This is a genomic window from Actinoalloteichus fjordicus (assembly GCF_001941625.1).
Lineage (GTDB): Bacteria > Actinomycetota > Actinomycetes > Mycobacteriales > Pseudonocardiaceae > Actinoalloteichus_A > Actinoalloteichus_A fjordicus.
Window position 1 is genome coordinate 1755486 of record NZ_CP016076.1, and the last position, 18086, is coordinate 1773571.

Genomic DNA, 18086 nt, shown 5'->3' on the forward strand with positions numbered 1-18086 from the left:
GGAGGCATTCGTCCCTTGGGTGTGTATGTCGCGGACGTGACACCGAGGTGGTCTGACATGGACGCGTTCGGTCATGTCAATCACGCGAACACGGTCACGTTGTTGGAGGAGGCCCGTGTCGGGCTGTTGTTCGTCGAGGGCGGGCGACGCGGCGAAGTCGAGATGGCCGACGGCACCGTCGTCGCCCGGCTGCGGGTCGACTACCTGCGCCCGCTGGTCGTCGACGGTGCCTCGGTCCGGGTCGAGATCGCCGTCGACGAGCTGCGAGCGGCGTCGTTCACGCTCGTCTACGTGCTCCGGAGCGGGCGTTCTCCCGACGACCCGATCGCCGCGACCGCAGAGACGGTGATGGTGCCCTACGACCTCGCAGGCGGCAGGCCGCGCAGGCTCACCGACACGGAGCGGGACTTCCTGGCCGGGTGGCGGGCGAAGCTGCCCACCGGCAGACCGCAGGCGGTGAACTCCCGTGGCTGAGCTTCGCCTCGTCGACTCCTCGGCCAGGGATGATCTGGGCGCCTTCGTCGCGCGTGCCGTCCGGCTCGATCAGCAGGCCGTGGTGCGACTGCGCAACCGGCCCGGCATCGGCGAGGACGCGCCCCCGATGCTGGACGCCTGGGTGTCCACCCCCTTCGACGCGCTGGTCACCCGGTCCGTCGAGGGCGTGCTGGCGCCCGCCGACACGACCGTCTGGGCCAACGACCTCCTCACCACGCTCACCGTGGTGCGGGGCGATCGGCTGGACCCGGGCCTGCCGCAGGACCTTCTCTGGCGATCCGCACTGCCTCCCTCGGAGGGCTGGCGGCGGGTGGACGACGTTCCCGCAGGAACAATCGCCGAGCTCGCCGATCGCGGAGTGTCGGTGGCCAGGGAGAATCCCGGTCCGCACGGCACGCCCCCCGCGTCGCTGCTCGACCAGACGGTGCTCACCGTCAGCGGAGCCGGGTTGGACGTCAAGATTCCGCTGCGCTGCCTGTTCGCGCTGTCCGGGATGGGCTTCGTCGGTGGCGGGGAGGCCGAGGACCAGGTTCGCGTCGTCGCGACGGACTCCTGGCTGCGGCTGGACGCACGGTTCGGCTCGGTGGTCCGCCGTCGACACGCGATGCTGCCGCTGCTGATCTGACCGCACGACGACGTCATCGGTGCAGGCACCCCGCCCGGATGACTGCTCGACCGCCACGGGTCACGAGGACGCCCGAGAACGACGAAGGCGCCGGTGCGACTGGATCGCGACCGGCGCCTTTCGTCGTTCTCTGGCGGCTCAGTGCAGCCAGGCCGCAGTGTCCGGGGGCAGCTCGCCGACCCCGAGCGGACCGCTGGAGAGCAGCACCTCACCAGGGGGAAGCGGCACGGGGACCGACGAGGTGTTGAGCGCGCAGATGAGTCCACCGCCTTTACGCCGGAACGCGAAGCAGCCCTCGGGTGCGCCGTACCACTCGACCTCGCTGCCGGAGAATGCCGAGGTCGTCTTGCGCAGCTCCAGGGCCTGGCGGTACAAGGAGAGCATCGACTCGGGGTCCTCGAGCTGGCGCTCCGCGGTCAGCTCCGCCCAGTCCGGTGGGATCGGCAGCCAGGTGTCCGGCCGAGTGGAGAAGCCGAACGGCGGCGTCTCGCCTTCCCACGGCATGGGCACGCGACACCCGTCCCTGCCACGCTCGGTGTGCCGGGACCGCTCCCAGATCGGGTCTTGCAGTGCCCAGTCGGGCAGGTCGACGTTGGGCAGGCCGAGTTCCTCGCCGTTGTAGAGGAAGGCGACACCCGGCAACGCGAGTTCGACCATCACCATCGCGCGGGCGCGTCGGGCTCCCTGCGGGCCTCCGCCGTAGCGGGACACATGACGCACCACGTCATGGTTGGACAGCGTCCAGGTCGGGGGCGTGTCGGTGGCGGCGAGCGCGTTGACGGAGTGCTCGATCGCCTCGCGGATCACCTCCGCGTTGAAACCCGCCTCGACCAGACGGAAGTTGAACCCCAGATGCAGCTCGTCGGGCCGCAGATAGCGGGCGAACCGCTCGTCGTCCTTCACCCAGATCTCGCCGACCGCCATGCGGCCCGGATACTGGTCGAGGACCTTGCGCACCATGCGGTGGATGTCGTGAACGCCGTCGTTGTCGAACCGCGGGTCCAGCCGGTTGTCGTGCAGCACGGCCGAACCCTGGTCCGCCCTGGCGTCCATGTCCGGCAGCCCGTCCGGCTTGGCCATGCCGTGGGCGACGTCGATGCGGAAGCCGTCGACGCCCCGGTCGAGCCAGAAGCGCAGCGTCTGCTCCAGGTCGTTCCAGACATCGATGTTCGCCCAGTTCAGATCCGGCTGCTGCGGTGCGAACAGGTGAAGGAACCACTGTCCGTCCGGCAGTCGAGTCCACGCGGGGCCGCCGAAGATGCTGGTCCAGTTGTTCGGCGGCTGCGAGCCGTCGGGTCCTCGGCCGGGCCGGAAGACATACCGATCGCGTTCCGGGCTGCCGGGAGCCGCCCGCAGGGCCTGCTGGAACCAGGGGTGCTGGTCACTGCTGTGATTGGGTACCAGATCGATCGTGACTCTGATGCCGCAGGCGTGGGCCTCGGACACGAGTCGGTCGAATCCGGCCAGGTCGCCGAAACGGGGATCGACGTCACGGGGATCCGCCACGTCGTAGCCGTGGTCGGCCATCGGCGAACGGTAGAACGGCGTCAGCCAGAGGGCGTCGACACCGAGTAGCTCGAGGTAGCCGAGTCGGGCTCGGATTCCGTCGATGTCGCCGACACCATCACCGTCGGAGTCGGCGAAGGAGCGCACGTAGACCTGATAGAAGACTGCGTTTCGCCACCATGCGGAGTTCTCCGCAGTCTCGGTTTGAAGGTCGGCAGATCGTCGCACAGGGAGCCATCCTGCCATCTGTTTCGGGGGAAAGTTGCCTCAAACGGGTGATTGGGTAGCGCGATCTTGGGCACTGCGAGAGAGGGCGATGCGGCCGGATGCGGCGTGATCCAGACGGGTTGCACAGAGCGGAGACGGCCCCCGTGCCGGGGGCCGCTCATGATCAGACTCGTCCGTCTCGGCCTGCGGGGGTCAGTGCCAGGAGTTGACCAGCGTCTGCGCCGCCATCTCCATGTACGCCCACAGCCGGTCGCGATGCACCGGATCGAGGTCTGCCTCGTCGACGGCCACCCGCATGCACCGCAGCCATGCGACGCGCTCGGCCTCACCGATGGTGAATCCTGCGTGACGCATCCGCAGCCGGGGGTGCCCCCGCTGCTCGGAGTAGGTGTGCGGGCCGCCCCAGTACTGCGCCAGGAACAGGCGCAGGCGGTCTTCGGCGGGACCCAGGTCCTCTTCGGGGTACATCGGGCGCAGCAGTTCGTCGTGAGCCACCTCGACGTAGAACCGAGCGACGATCCGGCGGAAGGTCTGCTCGCCTCCGACTGCCTCGTAGAAGTTCTCCGGTACGCCCACGCGTCCATACTCGCTCACGTCCGCAACGCTCTTCTCCTCAGGGTGGCAACCACGGCATCATCCCTGGTAGAAGGATCGGCCGGTCGGATAGGGCGCGCTGATCTCGGCGCGGTCGAACGCCGCCTTGATCCGCGCCCGCAGTGCTCGTGCGACGGCCCACTGCCTGCCGGGACGCACCTTGACGGTCAGACGGATGGTGATCGTGTCCGAGGTGATCTGGTCCACGCCGAGCATCTCCGGCGGTTCCAGCACGCTCTCCGACAGCGGAGCCTGCGCCGCGGCGTCGGCCGCGGTCGCCTGCGCCAGCTCCAACGCCGCGTCGACGTCCGAGGAGTGCGCCAGCGGCAGATCGATCACCGCCACCGCGAACCCCTGGCTGAAGTTGCCGACGCGGAGCACCTCGCCGTTGCGGACGTACCAGACCGTGCCTCCGAGGTCACGCACCGTGGTGACCCGCAGTCCGACGGCCTCGACCGTGCCGATCGCGTCACCGAGGTCGACGATGTCGCCGACGCCGTACTGGTCCTCCAGCATCATGAAGATTCCGGACAGGAAGTCGCGTACCAGATTCTGCGCACCGAAACCGATGGCCACGCCAAGTACACCTGCGGAGGCGATGATCGGGGCCATCTGGATGCCCAGCTGGTCCAGCGACAGGATCAGGGCGAAGCCGTAGACGACGAAGGACGTGATCGACTTCAGCACCGAGCCGATGGTTCGAGCACGCTGGATGCGCCGCTCGGACAACAGCGGGCCGAGCGCGTCGGGCGCTCGGTCCCGCAGCGGCTTGAGCAGGGTGGGGACCTTCTGCTCCCCGGTCATTTTCGTGGCCCGGCCGATGGCCCGATGCAGGACGAACCTGATCACGAAGGCGGCCAGGAAGATCAGGAGGATCTGGACGGCGGTGATCAGCGCAGGGGAGACCTGCGCGACGACAGCATTGTCGGTGAGCTCGTAGACCCGATCGCACCAGGAGTCTTCTTCACGGGCGCAGTCGGGCGCCGCCGTGGGGATGAACACAGAGAGTCATGGTAATCGTGGTACACGGTCCACGTCACGAGTTCGTGATCAACTCATGCACGTGGCCGTGACAGAACCCACGACGATGCAGCCGGGGTCTCCGGACGGTCGAACGGTCGCCGTCGGTCAGGAGGCGAGACTCCCGGCCGTCTCGGCGAGTCGGGAGCCCAGCGCCCGCGCATTGGCAGGCGCGACGACCATCCAGTTCCGCCCGTCGGGACCGAGCGTCTGCTGTGCCATGTAGCGGCCCGGCGGCGGATCGAAGAAGCTGATCGCGTTCTCGACCCGGTGCCGCTTCCCGAACCGGTCCCGCCGTGCCACATAGAGCTGCCCAGCGCAGGACCTGGGCATGGCCAGGAGCTGCTTCAACGCCTTCATGTCCGGTCCGCCCGCACCGCCGGGTGCCGCCTCGAAACCGAATTCGCCCTCGCGCGACGGGTCGTTGCCGCCGTCACCGAACGCGTCCTTGGGGAAGTTGAACGAACGGCCGCGACCACCCTGGTTGGGCGGCAGCGCCGAGAGCAGGGCGTCGATCAGCCCGGTGGACCGGACCGGTTCGAGGCTGAGCTCGTCGTCGGCCATCCTGGCGAGCAGCGCCTGTTCGCCGCTGCCGAGGGCCAGCGCCGACCGCGTGTCCTTCTGGCCGTGACTGAACCACCCGTAGAACTCGACCTCCGGGCGCTTGATCAGCCGGAGGGCGTCGAGCAGGTCGGGATGTGCCTCGCGGCCCCTGGCCAGGCCGAGGCCGCCGAGCTCCTGCCAGGCCTGGTTCACCAGCTCACGGCGTTCGTCGAAGGTGCGTCCCGGCGAGCGGCTGTTCAACGCCAGGTGCTTCTCCTCGAGCCGTTCCTGTTCCCACAGCACGTCGTAGGCAAGGTTGGAGATGGTGATCTTGCTCCGCAACATCGTCGCTCCCGACTGCGATCGTTCCTCAGGCAGGTGGATGAGCCGCCCGATCCTCGAAAGACCAGCGTCACCCGCATCTCAGCGGGTGACGCCGACCCTTCGCGGAATGGGTCTCCAGTCAGCGGTAGTTCGAGGGCGGTGTCTCGCCGAGCACGGCGGGCGCCACTCGCTGGCCGTCACCGAACACATCGTCGGTCTCGACCAGGTAGTCGGCGCGCTTGTGCTCCTTGTCGTCCTCACCGTCCTGGGCCTGGCCGCCGCGGCCGCCGCCCGCCATTCCGCCGCCTGCCATACCGCCGCCCGCGCCACCGCCGCCGGGGCCGAACCCGCCGCCCGCCGGGCCGAAGCCGCCGCCACCGGGACCGAAGCCGCCGGGCATCCGGCCGCCCATGCCGCCGCCTGCGCCCCCGCCCGAGGGGCCGAAGCCGCCGCCGGGCCCACCGGGACCGCCGCCGAAGCCGCCGGGCATCCGGAATCCGCCTGGTCCACGTCCGCCGCCGCCGGGGCCGCCCGCGCTGCCGCCGGGTCCGCCCGCACCGCCGCCGGGCGGAACGAAGCCGTTCGGACCCGGACCGTTAGGGCCGTAAGGCCCGCCGGGGCTCGGCCCGTTGGGACCGATCGGACCGTTGGGGCCGGGGAAGTTCGGGCTGGGCGAGTTCGGGATGTTCGCGTCGGGGCTGATCGACGGTGGCTGGTTGGGTGTCGGACCTCCCGGCGGGACGTTGCCGGGCGGTGTGAAGCCGCCGCCCCCGCCGCCGCCCCCGCCGCCGCCGCCGCCGGTGGGTACTTCACCGGGCGGCGTCCAACCGCCGCCCCCGCCCCCGCCGCCGGAAGGAAGGGAGCCGAGCCCGCCCCCGGACCCGTTGCCCCCGCCGCCATTACCGCCGCCGCCGTTCCCACCCGGGTCGACTCCGAGGGTGTCGGCGCCCTTCATCGAGATCTGCACCTCGGCGGGCTGCTCGAAGACCGGCAGGTTGTTGACGTTATCCGAGGTCTCCATGCCGTAGGAGTTGTACGCGGCGATGTTGGCGCTGCTCTGCTCCTGGTTCGCCTCTTTCTTCCGGTCGTAGTCGATCTCCCACGGGACCGGGCTGTACCAGGGCTCGTTCGGCACTTCCGGCGGCTTCTCGATGTTGCCCGCCGCTGTCCGGAAAGAGCCGCTCTGGGAGGCGACCTTGTACGAGATGTCGGTGCAGGTCTGCTCTGCGTTGACCGCATACTCGCTGAACGGTTTGACCGCACTCCCAGCGTTGTCCGCTGCCGTACCGGACCAGCCGACCTGGGCTTCGACGACGGCCTTGTCTACGATCTCGAAAACGTCCCGATAGCTTCTACCTACATCAAGCCATGCTTCATAGTTCGGGTCGGTTGTGCTCTCGGGGCCGGTAGCATCGGTGTGGAACCAGGCGTAGATCTCATCTCCGTCGACTGCGCGGCACTGTGGGACGATGGGCTCGCCCATCTCAAATCCCCCTTTGAATATTCTCGATTACCAGTGCCGCCACCTCGTCAACCTTGGCGCAAGGGTCGTTGTAAGCGTCGACGTCGTTGTCAGAGATGTAGATCGTCATGCTTAGCGTGCTGTCGGCAGTGAGGTCGACGTAGGCGCCGCATTGCCCTTCGGGTTCGTGCGGAAGGGTGTCGCTGTGAATCGCGGGCCTTCCCGCTATCTCGATATCGGTCTCGATGAAGGGAAAAGGTGCTTCCCGCAGGCGGTCGATTCCACCAGAGACCTGATCATGGGCGACGATGATCCGATCGAGAGAGTCGCTCTGCCGGTTGGACCAGGAACACTCAAGGGTCCCATCGACCGGGCTCACCCTGGTCTCGCCCGCTTCAGCGAAACCGTACTCTTCAAGTTGATCAAGAGTGAAGAACAGACACGGGTCCTCGGTTGCGGGCCCCGGGTCGAGATCTTCGACGGGGCGATCCGCTACGGGCGGACTCGCGCTGGTCTCGCTCTCCCCAGCGGGAGTCGTGGCTGCGGTGGTGTCGGCAGCCGTGCCTTCGCCATCGGTCTCGGTGGAACATCCGGTCAAGGTCAGTAGGACAATCGTGGTGGCGCAGAGAGTGCTGCGCAGGCTGCGGTTCATACGTCGATGTTTCCGATCTGCGAGTTCTCTTCCTCGATGCGCTGGTACTCGTTGAGCGTGGTAGTCAAGTTGTCGATAGTGGCCTCGAGCGCCTCGCGGAAGGCTTTGTTGGCGATGCCGTGCGCACCGTCCGAGCCCATCGCCCGTTCGTTGATCAGGCGGACGGCGCCTTCGCTGTAGTCGTCTCCACCAGGTGGGGCCAGTTGGCCGAACCGCTGGCGGGCGTCGCGGTCGATCGTCTCCAGCTTCTCGATCGCCTCGTTCAGCCCGTCGATCAACTTCTGGATGTTCTCCGGGTCGACCTCGAACGATCCGCCGCTGACAGCCGGGCCGGGGCCCGGGTCGCTGGGGTAACCGCGGTCTTCCATGGGTGCTGCCTTCCGACTCGTTCGCGCCCTCGTCGCCGTTGAGACGCCCACCGGTGACCGGTGGTTCCCGTGGCTGCTCGACCCCCTGGCGCCACCGAGTCCGTCGGGACGGCGGCATGTCGAGCGCTGCCCTCAAGATTAATCCATCGCACCAACGGAAAACACGGCAATGCGGCCCTCGGCGGCGACTCGCCCGTGACCAGGCGGGCTGCCAGGATCGGGATCGGGACAGGCAGGTTGACGAGGCAGGGGACGGCGGCAGAAGATCGCGCGGGCGGCCGACCGGCCCGGCCTCAGTCCTGTCTCAGGTCGAGCCCGGTCTGCGCCGCCAGGAAGGCGAGCTGGTCGGCGGACAGCGCGACGGCCTGCGTGACCGAGCGTGCGCCGTGGCCGACCTCCGTCTCCCGACGCAGGAGCACCGGGCGCTTCTCGGGATCGCCCGTCGTGGCGTGCTGGAGCGCGGCGCACATCTTGCGGGCGTGGCAGGGATCGACCCTGCTGTCCGAGTCGAACACGGTGAACAGCACCGAGGGGTACTCCACCCCCGAGGTGACGCGGTGATAGGGCGAGTAGCCGAGCAGCCAGTCCAGTTGCTCGGGGTCGTCGGCCGTGCCGTACTCGTCGTTCCAGGTCCGGCCGAGGAGGAATCGCTCGTACCGCACCATGTCCAACAGCGGCGCCGAGCAGACGACGGCGCGGAACAGGTCGGGACGCTGCGTCAGCGCGGCGCCGACCAGGAGGCCGCCGTTGGAACCGCCCATGATCGCGAGCTGGTCGGGCGTGGTCCACTGTCGGGCGATCAGTTCATCGGCCGCGGAGTGGAAGTCGTCGAAGACGTTCTGCTTGCGGTCTCGCATGCCCGCCTGATGCCAGGCCTCGCCCTCCTCGCCACCGCCGCGCAGCGAGGCCGTCGCCCAGATCCCGCCCGCCTCCACCCAGGCGAGGGCGGCTGAGTTGTAGGCGGGGCGGCGGCTCACCGAGAAGCCGCCGTATCCGGTGAGGATCGCGGGCCTCGACGTTGCTACCGAGGAGTCCGGGCTGACGAGGAAGAGCCGGACGGGCGTGCCGTCCTTCGATCGATACACGATCTGCTCACTGCGCACCGACGGCGGCGTCACCGAGCCGGGAGCCGACTCGACCAGGTCTTCTCGGCCGGAACCCGCCCAGTAACCGCGCACGCCCGTCGGGGTCAGGAAGTCGGTCCAGCCGAACCAGAGCCGGTCGCCCCCGGTGTCGGTGCGGGGGTCGACGGTGGACAGTGAGGTGACGGTGCCAGGACCGGGCAGGGGGACCAGCGCGGTCTGTGCACCGGTCGTCGGATCGTGCAGTGCCAGCTCCGACACCGCATGTCGGGCCCGCAGGACGACGAGCTGCGCGGGCACCTGCTCGTCTCCCGGCAGCCACTCGACGCCGCTGAGCACGGAGTCGACGTCCTCGGAGATCAGCTCGGTCCAGTCCGCCCGGTCCGGCCTGGCGGGATCGGCGACGCAGAGTCGCCAGCGGGGTGCGTCGAGCGTCGTCAGCAGGTACAGCCTGCCGTCGCGATTCACCCAGGCGTGCAGCATCGCCTCGTTGCGTTCGTCACTGATCTGCCGCAACTCGCCCGTCGCCGCGAGATCGGCGAGCCAGGTCGAGTTCCTCGGGGCGGTGCCGGGACGCGCGTCGACGACGAGCCAGCGTCCGTCGGCGGACACCCGGACGCCGTAGTAGTTGGTCAGGTCCAGGCCTGCGCCGTGGACCTCCACGTCGGTCGCCGCGTCCTGGCCGACCCGGTGCAGCCAGACCCGTCGATGGAACTGCTCCTCGCCCTCGGGCACGTCCTCCGGCGGCAGCCTGCGCACGTAGTAGAACTCTCGACCGCCGGGCAGCCAGGCGACGGCCGAGTACCGGCATCGGTCGATCGGCCCGTCGACGACCTCGCCGGTCGCCACGTCCAGCACGTGCAGCAGCGAATGCTCGTCGCCGCCCACCGACAGCTGATAGGCCAGCAGGGTGCCCTCCCGGCTCGGCGACCAGGTGTCCAGGGTCGTTCGCCCGGTGGGGTCGAGCCGGTTCATGTCGAGCAGGGTCCGTTCGGAGGTCGTGCCGTCGGCCGCCGTCTCCCGGACGTACAGCACGGCGTGGTCCTCGTCGGGCAGCCTGCGGGTGAAGAAGGCACGACCCGCGCGCCAGACGGGTGCGGACACCGAACCGGCGCCTGCCAGCTCGGTCAGCCGGGCGGCCAGCCGCTCGCGACCGGGCAGCGCACCCAGCACCGCCGAGGCCAGCCCGTCCTGTGCCTCCTGCCAGGCCAGTGTGGCGGGGTCCGCTGGGTCTTCCAGCCTGCGATAGGGATCGGCCACGGCCCTGCCGTGCAGGTCCTCGATGAGATCTTCGCGCGCGGCGTCCGGATAGATCGGCGAGTCAGCGGGCACACCCGCACTCTAGAGAACGACCCACGGCGCGCTGGTGGCGCGGTTGTCCGGCCGCTCGCACGCTGCAGGCGGTCGGACCACGGTAGTTCGCGTCACATTCGCCGCCTCCGGTCGTGCGCGGGCGCAGGTGTTCACCGACCGGTCGGCGATTCAGGAGTGCGAGACCGGCCGAAAGTGTGGTCGACTGGTTCCTGTACCGGTGGAGGTGGTTGCGTGCCAGATCGACAACCCACTTCGATCGGCGCTCCTGCGGAGTGGGCGCCGACCGCTGTCGTGCGCCCGGCGAACGCCAGACTTTGTTCGCCGAGCATCGTCAGAGCCGATCCGACTCCGTCTGCGCAGGCGGTGCCCGCCGGGGAGACACCCTCGCCCTGGGCCAGGCGTCAGGTCCTGCTGCTCAATGCGACCTACGAGCCGCTGGCGGCGCTGCCGCTGCGTCGGGCGGTCGTCCTGGTGATCTGTGGCAAGGCTGAAGTGGTGCACGACGACCCGCAGGGGCTTGCGGTGCATTCGGTGAACGCCAGCCAGTCCGTTCCCTCCGTCATCCGGCTCAGCCGATTCGTGCGGGTGCCGTATCGCGGCCGGGTGCCGCTGACGCGGGCCGCGCTGATGCTGCGGGACCGCTACCGCTGCGCCTACTGCCGGGGTCGGGCGGAGACGGTCGACCACGTGGTGCCGAGGAGTCGGGGCGGCAGTCACTCCTGGGAGAACTGCGTCGCCTCCTGCGCGCGGTGTAATCACCGCAAGGCTGACCGGCTGCTCCGGGAACTCGGTTGGCGGCTGCTCACGATTCCTCGGGCGCCCTCCGGGCCTTACTGGCGGCTGCTGGCCGGCGGCGAGACCGACCCGCTGTGGCTGCCTTACCTGGGCGAACCCGCCGCCTGAGGAATTCGTGGTGTGGGCAGGCGGTAGGTCAACGCCCGCCGGGTGTGACGCGCACGCCTGCCTGGAGTCCGCGTCGGGTGACGCGTACGCCGCGACCGGACAGCTCGCGCACGGGGGTGTGGGTGACCCGGACTCCCTGTCTGGTCACTCGGACGCCCGCCTCGGGAGACCGGGTGACGCGGACCCCCGCCTCGGGAAGTGCTCGGGTGACGCGGACGCCTGCCTTCGGGAGTCGGGTGACGCGGACGCCTGCGTCGGGGAGACCTCGGGTGACGCGGACGCCTGACTCGGGAAGTCGTCGGGTGACGCGAACCCCGGCTTCGGGCAGGTGCCTGGTCACCCGGACGCCCGCCGTGCTCCTCGTGACCCGGACTCCGCAGTCCGGCGTGCGTCGGGTGACGCGAACCCCGGCCTCGGGCAGGTCGCGGGTCACGCGGACACCGTCCTGAGGCAGCATCCTGGTGACGCGGACCCCGAGCGTCAGGGACAGCCCGGACGGCGTCGAATCGGTGCGCGTGACGCGCACCCCTGCGGACGGCGTCGACCGAGTCACTCGGACCCCCGCTCTCGCGGCAGGCTCGTCAGTACGCAGAGTCGTTGTCGCACTGTGCGGTGCGGTAGGGCGGCTACCGTTGGGACGGGTGGTGTCCTTGCTCCATACGTGGATGTTGAAAAACATGATGTCATCTCCTTGACGTCGATCCGGACGGATCTTTCGCCTACTGGATGTGTGCAAGACCCGTACAGGTGAAAGTAGAAGCCTGGGCGGGCCTGGACAAGCCGCCAATGTGAGTGGCATTCACCCCCTTCTGGTCCGGGTCCGAACGGGGGAGCCTGCTGGTCCGACCGAGTGATCCCTGCCGGTGCGACTCCGTGCTGAAGGGTTACCCGTCGTAGCGGGCGTATAAGCACTCGCACACCTAGCGTGATGGACGATCGCGATGCGTGGTTGCCTCGGGCGGCGATTCCCGACGATCGGATGGTTCCGCGCCGCAGGCGCACCGGGCCCGCCCGCCCGCCGTCGCAGACCGATGGACCGGGGTGGCCGAGCCCGCCGTCGGCGAGTGATCTCGGGCGGCGTTGACACGCAGACACCCTGGTGGTCGACCCGTGGGCTACCGTACGAGGCGTGACCGTAGTGGAGACAATCCTCGTCTTCGTGCTGATCCCCCTGGTGGTCTACGGCGTGGTGATGATGCTGACCCTGCGGCAGAAGGCTGCTCGGGCTGCGCGCTACCGCCCCGGCCAGGAATGGGACTACCGACCGGTGTGGTGGACCGCGAACCCCGCGGGCCTGAGCGAGGCCCAGCGAGCCAGGGCAGCCGCAGCCGAGGAGCACGACGACCAGGCAGCGCAGACCGACGACCCGAACGTGTCGACGGCCAGGGGAGGTGCTCGTGGGAACTGGTGAGCTGACCCGCCGAGTGGAGGCCGCCGATGCCGATCTCGGCCTCGGCGCCGTGGTGACGTCCACCGGCCGAGTGTCCGTCGCTCGCAGGCTGACGCGTGACGAGGAGCCCGCGCTCCCGTTCACACCGTCGCAGTTGGCGCGGCTCGACGAGGCGCTGACGCTGGCAGGTCGGTCCACCGGGCTGGACTTCAGCATCTACCTCGGCGGCCTCGGCGAGGACAGCAGGGCACGGGCGGAGGAGCTGCACGCCTCCATCGGGTTCGCCGCGCGGGACGCCGTCCTGATCGCCGTGTCGCCTGCCGGGCGGGTGGTCGAGCTGGTGACGGGCTTCGAGGCCGCACGAAGGGTGCCCAACCGGGGCTGCAAGCTCGCCGTGATGAGCATGGTCGCCTCGTTCAAGGAGGGCGATCTCGTCGGCGGGCTGCTCAGCGGCCTGCGGATGCTCTCCGACCAGGCGGGCAACGAGCTGACGACCCGGTAGGAACCGCCTGTCGACGCGGCGGCAGTGGGCCCGGCCGTGTCCAGGCCGCCGTGATGAGACCGACCGCCGGGGGTGCGGCATGAACCGCACCCCCGTGGTCCGTCACCGGAATCAGTGGTCGTCGAAGGCCCGCGCGGCCAGTGCGCGGACGATCCCCGCTCGACCCTCGGACACCAGCCTCCGCAGCGCGGGCGGATGGTCTCCCGCCAGCCAGGCGTCAGCCGCCTCCACGGTGCTCGTCTCGACCGCCCAGGACGGGAAGAGCCCCACGACGGCAGGCTGAGCCCGTTCGATCGATCGCCGCCGCCACACGTCGTCCACCTCCGCGAAGTACCGCTGGACGTAGTCGGCCAGCAGCTTCTTCTGCGCCGGATGCGAGAAGCCGTGGATGATCGCCTCGTTCACGGCGTTGGGCAGCTCGTCGTCGTGCACGGCCCGTCGCCATGCCTCCTCCTTGGCCTCCGCCGTCGGCCGCAGTGCTCGCGCGCGCTCCGCATGCCTGCGTCCGGTCGCGGTCGGGTCGCGACACAGCTCCGCCTCGATCTCGGCGGTGTCGGCCGCACCATGGGCTACCAGCGCGAGCAGCAGACGCCAGCGCAGGTCCGTGTCCACCGTCAGGCCGGGCAGCGGGTCGGAGCCGTCCAGCCAGCCCCGGAGCACGTCGAGCTGCTCTGAGGTGAGCACCGATCCGGAGAGCGAGTTGACGAAGGCGAGCTGGTGGTCCGAGCCCGGCTCGGCGGCACGGGCGAGTTCGAGCACCCTGGTGGTCAGCCGTCGCCAGCCCTCCGGCGCCCAGTCGGGCGCGGCGTAGGAGGACAGTGCGGTCTGTGCCTGCATGAGCAGGCGCTGCGCCACCCCCACCTCTTCCTCGGCATGCACGCCGCCGAGCGCGAGCGCCACGAAGTCCCGAGCCTTGAGTTCGGCCTCCCGCGCCATCTCCCAGGCCGCCGACCAGCACAGGGTCCTGGGCAGCGACTCCTCGATGTCGGAGATCCGGTCGATCAGCGCGGCCAGCGAGTCGGGGTCGAGCCGCATCACGCAGTAGGTCAGGTCGTCGTCGTTGACCAGCACGATCTTTCCGCGCGGCACCCCGACCAGCTCGGCGACCTCGGTGCTCTGACCGGACACGTCCACCTCTGCCCGGTGGGTCCTGACGAGCCTGCCGCGCTCATCCTCGTCGTAGACGCCCACCGCGAGCCGGTGCGTGCGGAGCTCGCCCGCACCGGGGTGGGCGGGTCCCTGGACGACCTCGAACCGGGTGAAGCGACCCTCGTCGTCGAGTTCGAAGCGCGGCCGCAGGGAGTTCAGCCCCGTCGTCTCCAGCCACTGCGCGCTCCACCAGGACAGGTCTCGACCGGAGGCCTCCTCCAACGCGGCCAGCAGATCCGCGAGGGTGGCGTTGCCCCAGGCATGGCGGGCGAAGTAGACCCGCAGTCCGGCGAGGAAGTTGTCCAGCCCGACGTAGGCGACGAGCTGCTTGAGGACGCTGGCGCCCTTGGCGTAGGTGATGCCGTCGAAGTTGACCTCGACGGCGTGGGTGTCGGGGATGTCTGCCGCGACCGGATGCGTCGAGGGAAGCTGATCCTGACGGTAGGCCCAGGACTTCTCGATGTTGGCGAAGGTCGTCCAGGCCTGGGTGTACTCGGTGGCCTCGGACTGCGACAGGACGCTCGCCCAGGTCGCGAACGACTCGTTGAGCCACAGGTCGTTCCACCAGCGCATGGTCACGAGGTCGCCGAACCACATGTGGGCCATCTCGTGCAGCACGGTCTCGCAGCGGCGCTCGTAGGAGTACCGGGTGACCCGCGACCGGAAGACGTAGTCCTCCAGGAACGTCACGCAGCCCGCGTTCTCCATGGCGCCCGCGTTGAACTCCGGCACGAAGCACTGGTCGTACTTGCCGAACGGGTAGGGCACGCCGAAGGCCTTGTTGTAGAACGCGAAGCCCTGTCGGGTCTCGGTGAACAGGCGGTCGGCGTCCAGGTGCTCCGCGAGCGAGGCGCGGCAGTACAGCCCCAACGGGATGACGCCGTGCTCGTCCTCGTACTCGGCACGCCACTCGGCGTAGGGTCCTGCGACCAGAGCCACCAGGTAGGTCGACATCGGTCGGGTGGTCGCGAAGACATGTCGGGCGGCCGCGCCGACGGTCGTCGTCTCGCTGATCAGGTCGTTGGAGATCACCTTCCAGCTCGACGGAGCGGTGACCGTGAGCTGGTACACGGACTTCAGATCCGGCTGATCGAAACAGGCGAACATCAGCTTGGCGTCGGAGGTCTCGAACTGCGTGTACAGGTACACGCCGTCGTCGACCGGATCGACGAAGCGGTGCAGGCCCTCGCCGGTGTTCATGTAGCGGCAGTCGGCATGCACGACGAGCTCGTTCTCGGCTGCCAGCTCGGGCAGCGCGATGCCATCCTCCTCGCGGTAGCCGCCCAGGTCGAGCTCGACGCCGTTGAGGACGGCTCGGTCGACCTGCTCGGCGACCAGATCGATCCAGCTTCGGGCGCCGACCTCCGAGGAACGGAAGCGGACCGTGGTGACGGATCGGAAGGTCTTCTCGCCGGGACCGCCCTCGCCGTCGGTGAGGTCCAGGTCGATGGCGTAGGACGTCACGCTCAGCAGCTCGGCCCGCTCGCGGGCGGCTTCGCGGGTCAGGTTCGGGGCGGGCAACAGATCACCTCGGTCTGCAGTCTGGGCAGGTCGCTGGCATCCAATCACGTCCGGCGCGGCCGGGGCAGTCAACCGACTGGGTCAGCCCGATCGGGAATTCCTCGTCGATGTCGCATGGTTGTCGTTCATGGTGCACCCCGACGGGTGACAGGCCGACCGATTTCCGAGGAGACCCTGCATGGCACAGGACCCGAACACGAACGCGGCGAGGACCACGGTGGACTTCTGGTTCGACCCGGTCTGTCCCTTCGCCTGGATCACGTCGCGGTGGATCCTCGAGGTTCAGAAGGTGCGCGACATCGACCTCCGGTTCCGGGTGATGAGCCTGTCCGTCCTCAACGAGGGACGTGAGCTGTCCGAGGACTACCAGGCTCTGATGGACCGCTCCTGGGGTCCGGTCCGCGTGGCGATCGCCGTGGAGCATCAGCACGGGCCGGAGGCGCTGGCCGCCTACTACACGGCGATCGGCACGCTGATCCACGTCGAGGGGGTCCGGGATCGGCCGACGGCCATCTCGCAGGCGCTCGCGGAGGCCGAGCTGCCTGCCGAACTGATCGAGGCCGTCGAGTCCACCGCCTACGACGAGCGGCTGCGGGCGAGCCACCATGAGGGCATGGACCCGGTGGGGGAGGACGTGGGCACGCCGACGATCCACATCGACGGCACCGCCTTCTTCGGCCCGGTGTTGACGAAGATCCCCCGCGGCGAGGAGGCGGGCCGCATCTTCGACGGCGCGCGGCTGTTGGCCGACTATCCGTACTTCTTCGAGTTGAAGCGGACCCGTACCGGAGAGCTCGACTTCACCTGATCGGTCGGATCCCTTCCCGCCGGATGACCGGCGGGGAGGGATCCGCCTCCGCAGAGGGGGATGCGCCTCGCGGGGATGATGCGCCTCGGCGGGGAGGGATGCGCCTCGGCGGGCGGGTGTGCCACGCTCGGGGCCGACGCATCGACCGCGCACAACTCGGGGAGGACCCATGGCGGCTCCTGGCACCGCTCGCACCGGTCACCTGATCGGCGGACGGGCGGTGATCGGCGGCGATGAACGGATCGACGTCGTCAATCCCGCCACCGAGCAGGTCATCGCCTCGATTCCGGCGGGGACCGCCGACGACGTCGATGCGGCCGTTCGCGCCGCGGCCGCCGCCTGGCCCGGCTGGGCGGCCACCTCCGTCACGGAGCGAGCGGCCGCCGTGCGCAGGATCTCCGGCGGACTGGCCGCGCGAGGCGCCGATCTCGCCGCCACCATCTCGGCCGAGATGGGCTCACCGATCTCCTTCGCCACGAAGGTCCAGGCCGGGCTGCCGGTGGCGACCTCGGCGGCCGTGGCGGACCTGCTCGACTCGGGGTATTCCTTCACCGAGGAGATCGGCAACTCGCGGATCGTTCGGGAGCCGGTCGGGGTCGTCGGCTGCATCACCCCGTGGAACTATCCGCTGCACCAGCTCGTGGCGAAGGTCGCACCGGCCCTGGCCGCCGGGTGCACGGTAGTGATCAAACCGAGCGAGATCGCCCCGCTCTCCGCCGGGATCTTCGCCGAGATCGTCGCCGAGGCCGGTGTTCCGCCGGGCGTCGTCAACATCGTGCACGGCACCGGACCGATCGTGGGCGAGGCGCTCGCCACGCATCCGCTGGTCGACATGGTCTCCTTCACCGGCTCCGTCGCGGCAGGCAGCCGGGTCGCCGCGCTGGCGGCCGGGACCGTCAAGAAGGTGGCCCTCGAGCTGGGCGGCAAGTCCGCGAACATCATCCTCGACGACGCCGACCTGACCAAGGCGGTCAAGATCGGTCTGGCCAACTGCTTCATCAACGCGGGGCAGACCTGCACGGCGTGGTCGCGCATGCTGATCCCCGAATCGCTGCACGACCAGGCGGTGACGCTGGCGGAGTCGGCCGCCGCCCGATACACGCCGGGCGATCCCACCGACCCGGCCACCCGGATCGGGCCGCTGGCCTCGGCGACGCAGCGGGACCGGGTGCTCGACTTCCTCCGAAGCGGTATGGAGGCGGGCGCTCGGCTGGTCGTCGGCGGCACCGAGACGCCGACCGGCCTCGATCGCGGGTCCTATGTGCTGCCCACCGTGTTCGCCGAGGTCCGACCCGAGATGACCATCGCGCGCGAGGAGATCTTCGGCCCGGTGCTGGCGATCATGCCGTATCGCGACGAGGACGAGGCCGTCGAGATCGCCAACTCCACCGACTACGGGCTGTCCGGCGCGGTGTTCTCCGCAGATCAGGATCGTGCGCTCGCGGTGGCCGGCCGGATGCGCACCGGTCAGGTCGACGTCAACGGCGCGGCCTTCAATCCGATGGCGCCCTTCGGCGGGTATCGACGCTCCGGGGTGGGCAGGGAACTCGGGCGCTTCGGATTGGAGGAGTTCCTCGAGGTCAAGTCGATCCAGGTGTGA

General features: G+C 69.4%; 17 protein-coding genes. 7 read left to right on the forward strand and 10 right to left on the reverse strand.

What is annotated here, in order from left to right; genetic code table 11:
- Nucleotides 1–57: 57 nt before the first annotated feature.
- Together UA74_RS07975 and UA74_RS07980 are read left to right on the forward strand one after the other, a co-directional pair.
- A complete protein-coding gene (locus UA74_RS07975; RefSeq protein WP_083683957.1) occupies nt 58–474 on the forward strand; it encodes an acyl-CoA thioesterase in 417 nt (138 codons plus the stop codon).
- Entirely contained in the window at nt 467–1120 is a 654-nt protein-coding gene (locus UA74_RS07980; RefSeq protein ID WP_075739699.1) for a hypothetical protein, read from the forward strand. Before UA74_RS07975 ends, UA74_RS07980 begins: the two co-directional genes overlap by 8 nt.
- A gap of 138 nt (nt 1121–1258) precedes the next feature.
- On the opposite strand, the gene UA74_RS07985 is transcribed toward UA74_RS07980, so the two are convergent.
- The 8 genes from UA74_RS07985 to UA74_RS08020 form a co-directional block, all read right to left on the reverse strand.
- Complete coding sequence (locus tag UA74_RS07985) at nt 1259–2854, reverse strand: glycoside hydrolase family 13 protein (RefSeq protein WP_075739700.1); 1596 nt, start codon at nt 2852–2854, stop codon at nt 1259–1261.
- A gap of 192 nt (nt 2855–3046) precedes the next feature.
- A complete protein-coding gene (locus UA74_RS07990) occupies nt 3047–3448 on the reverse strand; it encodes a globin (RefSeq protein ID WP_404799966.1) in 402 nt (133 codons plus the stop codon).
- Nucleotides 3449–3487: 39 nt separating this feature from the next.
- Nucleotides 3488–4450: a mechanosensitive ion channel family protein gene (locus UA74_RS07995; RefSeq protein ID WP_083683014.1), complete on the reverse strand. Its 963-nt coding sequence runs from the start codon at nt 4448–4450 to the stop codon at nt 3488–3490.
- 126 nt (nt 4451–4576) lie between these two features.
- A complete protein-coding gene (locus tag UA74_RS08000; RefSeq protein ID WP_075739702.1) occupies nt 4577–5356 on the reverse strand; it encodes an ESX secretion-associated protein EspG in 780 nt (259 codons plus the stop codon).
- A 118-nt stretch (nt 5357–5474) separates the two neighbouring features.
- Nucleotides 5475–6818: a hypothetical protein gene (locus UA74_RS32705; RefSeq protein ID WP_075764143.1), complete on the reverse strand. Its 1344-nt coding sequence runs from the start codon at nt 6816–6818 to the stop codon at nt 5475–5477.
- 1 nt (nt 6819) lies between these two features.
- Nucleotides 6820–7449, reverse strand: a complete 630-nt coding sequence (locus UA74_RS32710; RefSeq protein WP_075764145.1) for a DUF3558 domain-containing protein — start codon at nt 7447–7449, stop codon at nt 6820–6822.
- Nucleotides 7446–7817 (reverse strand): hypothetical protein, encoded by a 372-nt coding sequence (locus UA74_RS32715; protein ID WP_075764147.1) that lies wholly within the window; start codon nt 7815–7817, stop codon nt 7446–7448. The genes UA74_RS32710 and UA74_RS32715 overlap by 4 nt, the downstream gene beginning before the upstream one ends.
- A 293-nt stretch (nt 7818–8110) precedes the next feature.
- Entirely contained in the window at nt 8111–10231 is a 2121-nt protein-coding gene (locus UA74_RS08020; RefSeq protein ID WP_075739706.1) for a prolyl oligopeptidase family serine peptidase, read from the reverse strand.
- 213 nt (nt 10232–10444) lie between these two features.
- Here UA74_RS08020 and UA74_RS08025 point away from each other — a divergent pair, with 213 nt between their 5' ends.
- On the forward strand, nt 10445–11116 hold the full coding sequence (locus UA74_RS08025) for an HNH endonuclease (RefSeq protein WP_083683018.1): 672 nt from the start codon (nt 10445–10447) through the stop codon (nt 11114–11116).
- Nucleotides 11117–11144: 28 nt separating this feature from the next.
- On the opposite strand, the gene UA74_RS33395 is transcribed toward UA74_RS08025, so the two are convergent.
- Nucleotides 11145–11549: a hypothetical protein gene (locus UA74_RS33395; protein ID WP_232237671.1), complete on the reverse strand. Its 405-nt coding sequence runs from the start codon at nt 11547–11549 to the stop codon at nt 11145–11147.
- A gap of 696 nt (nt 11550–12245) precedes the next feature.
- On the opposite strand from UA74_RS33395, the gene ctaJ reads away from it, so the two are divergent.
- Together ctaJ and UA74_RS08040 are read left to right on the forward strand one after the other, a co-directional pair.
- Nucleotides 12246–12527: an aa3-type cytochrome oxidase subunit CtaJ gene (gene ctaJ, locus UA74_RS08035; RefSeq protein ID WP_075739709.1), complete on the forward strand. Its 282-nt coding sequence runs from the start codon at nt 12246–12248 to the stop codon at nt 12525–12527.
- Nucleotides 12514–13008, forward strand: a complete 495-nt coding sequence (locus UA74_RS08040; protein WP_075743542.1) for a DUF5130 family protein — start codon at nt 12514–12516, stop codon at nt 13006–13008. The genes ctaJ and UA74_RS08040 overlap by 14 nt, the downstream gene beginning before the upstream one ends.
- Nucleotides 13009–13119: 111 nt before the next feature.
- Here the strand turns inward: UA74_RS08040 and pepN are convergent, their stop codons facing one another.
- The gene (gene pepN, locus UA74_RS08045) at nt 13120–15678 is read right to left on the reverse strand and encodes an aminopeptidase N (RefSeq protein ID WP_075739710.1); all 2559 of its coding nucleotides are present in this window, start codon (nt 15676–15678) and stop codon (nt 13120–13122) included.
- Nucleotides 15679–15856: 178 nt separating this feature from the next.
- Here pepN and UA74_RS08050 point away from each other — a divergent pair, with 178 nt between their 5' ends.
- Both UA74_RS08050 and UA74_RS08055 read left to right on the forward strand, forming a co-directional pair.
- On the forward strand, nt 15857–16486 hold the full coding sequence (locus tag UA74_RS08050) for a mycothiol-dependent nitroreductase Rv2466c family protein (protein ID WP_075739711.1): 630 nt from the start codon (nt 15857–15859) through the stop codon (nt 16484–16486).
- Nucleotides 16487–16655: 169 nt separating this feature from the next.
- Nucleotides 16656–18086, forward strand: coding sequence for an aldehyde dehydrogenase family protein (locus tag UA74_RS08055; protein WP_075739712.1), 1431 nt, complete (start codon nt 16656–16658; stop codon nt 18084–18086).

Coding starts and splice junctions, on each gene's coding strand:
- UA74_RS32710 (WP_075764145.1), bottom strand. CDS start 7,449: ATGAACCGCAGCCTGCGCAGCACTCTCTGCGCCACCACGATTGTCCTA.
- UA74_RS32705 (WP_075764143.1), bottom strand. CDS start 6,818: ATGGGCGAGCCCATCGTCCCACAGTGCCGCGCAGTCGACGGAGATGAG.
- UA74_RS08000 (WP_075739702.1), bottom strand. CDS start 5,356: ATGTTGCGGAGCAAGATCACCATCTCCAACCTTGCCTACGACGTGCTG.
- UA74_RS08055 (WP_075739712.1), top strand. CDS start 16,656: ATGGCGGCTCCTGGCACCGCTCGCACCGGTCACCTGATCGGCGGACGG.
- UA74_RS08050 (WP_075739711.1), top strand. CDS start 15,857: ATGGCACAGGACCCGAACACGAACGCGGCGAGGACCACGGTGGACTTC.
- UA74_RS32715 (WP_075764147.1), bottom strand. CDS start 7,817: ATGGAAGACCGCGGTTACCCCAGCGACCCGGGCCCCGGCCCGGCTGTC.
- UA74_RS07975 (WP_083683957.1), top strand. CDS start 58: ATGGACGCGTTCGGTCATGTCAATCACGCGAACACGGTCACGTTGTTG.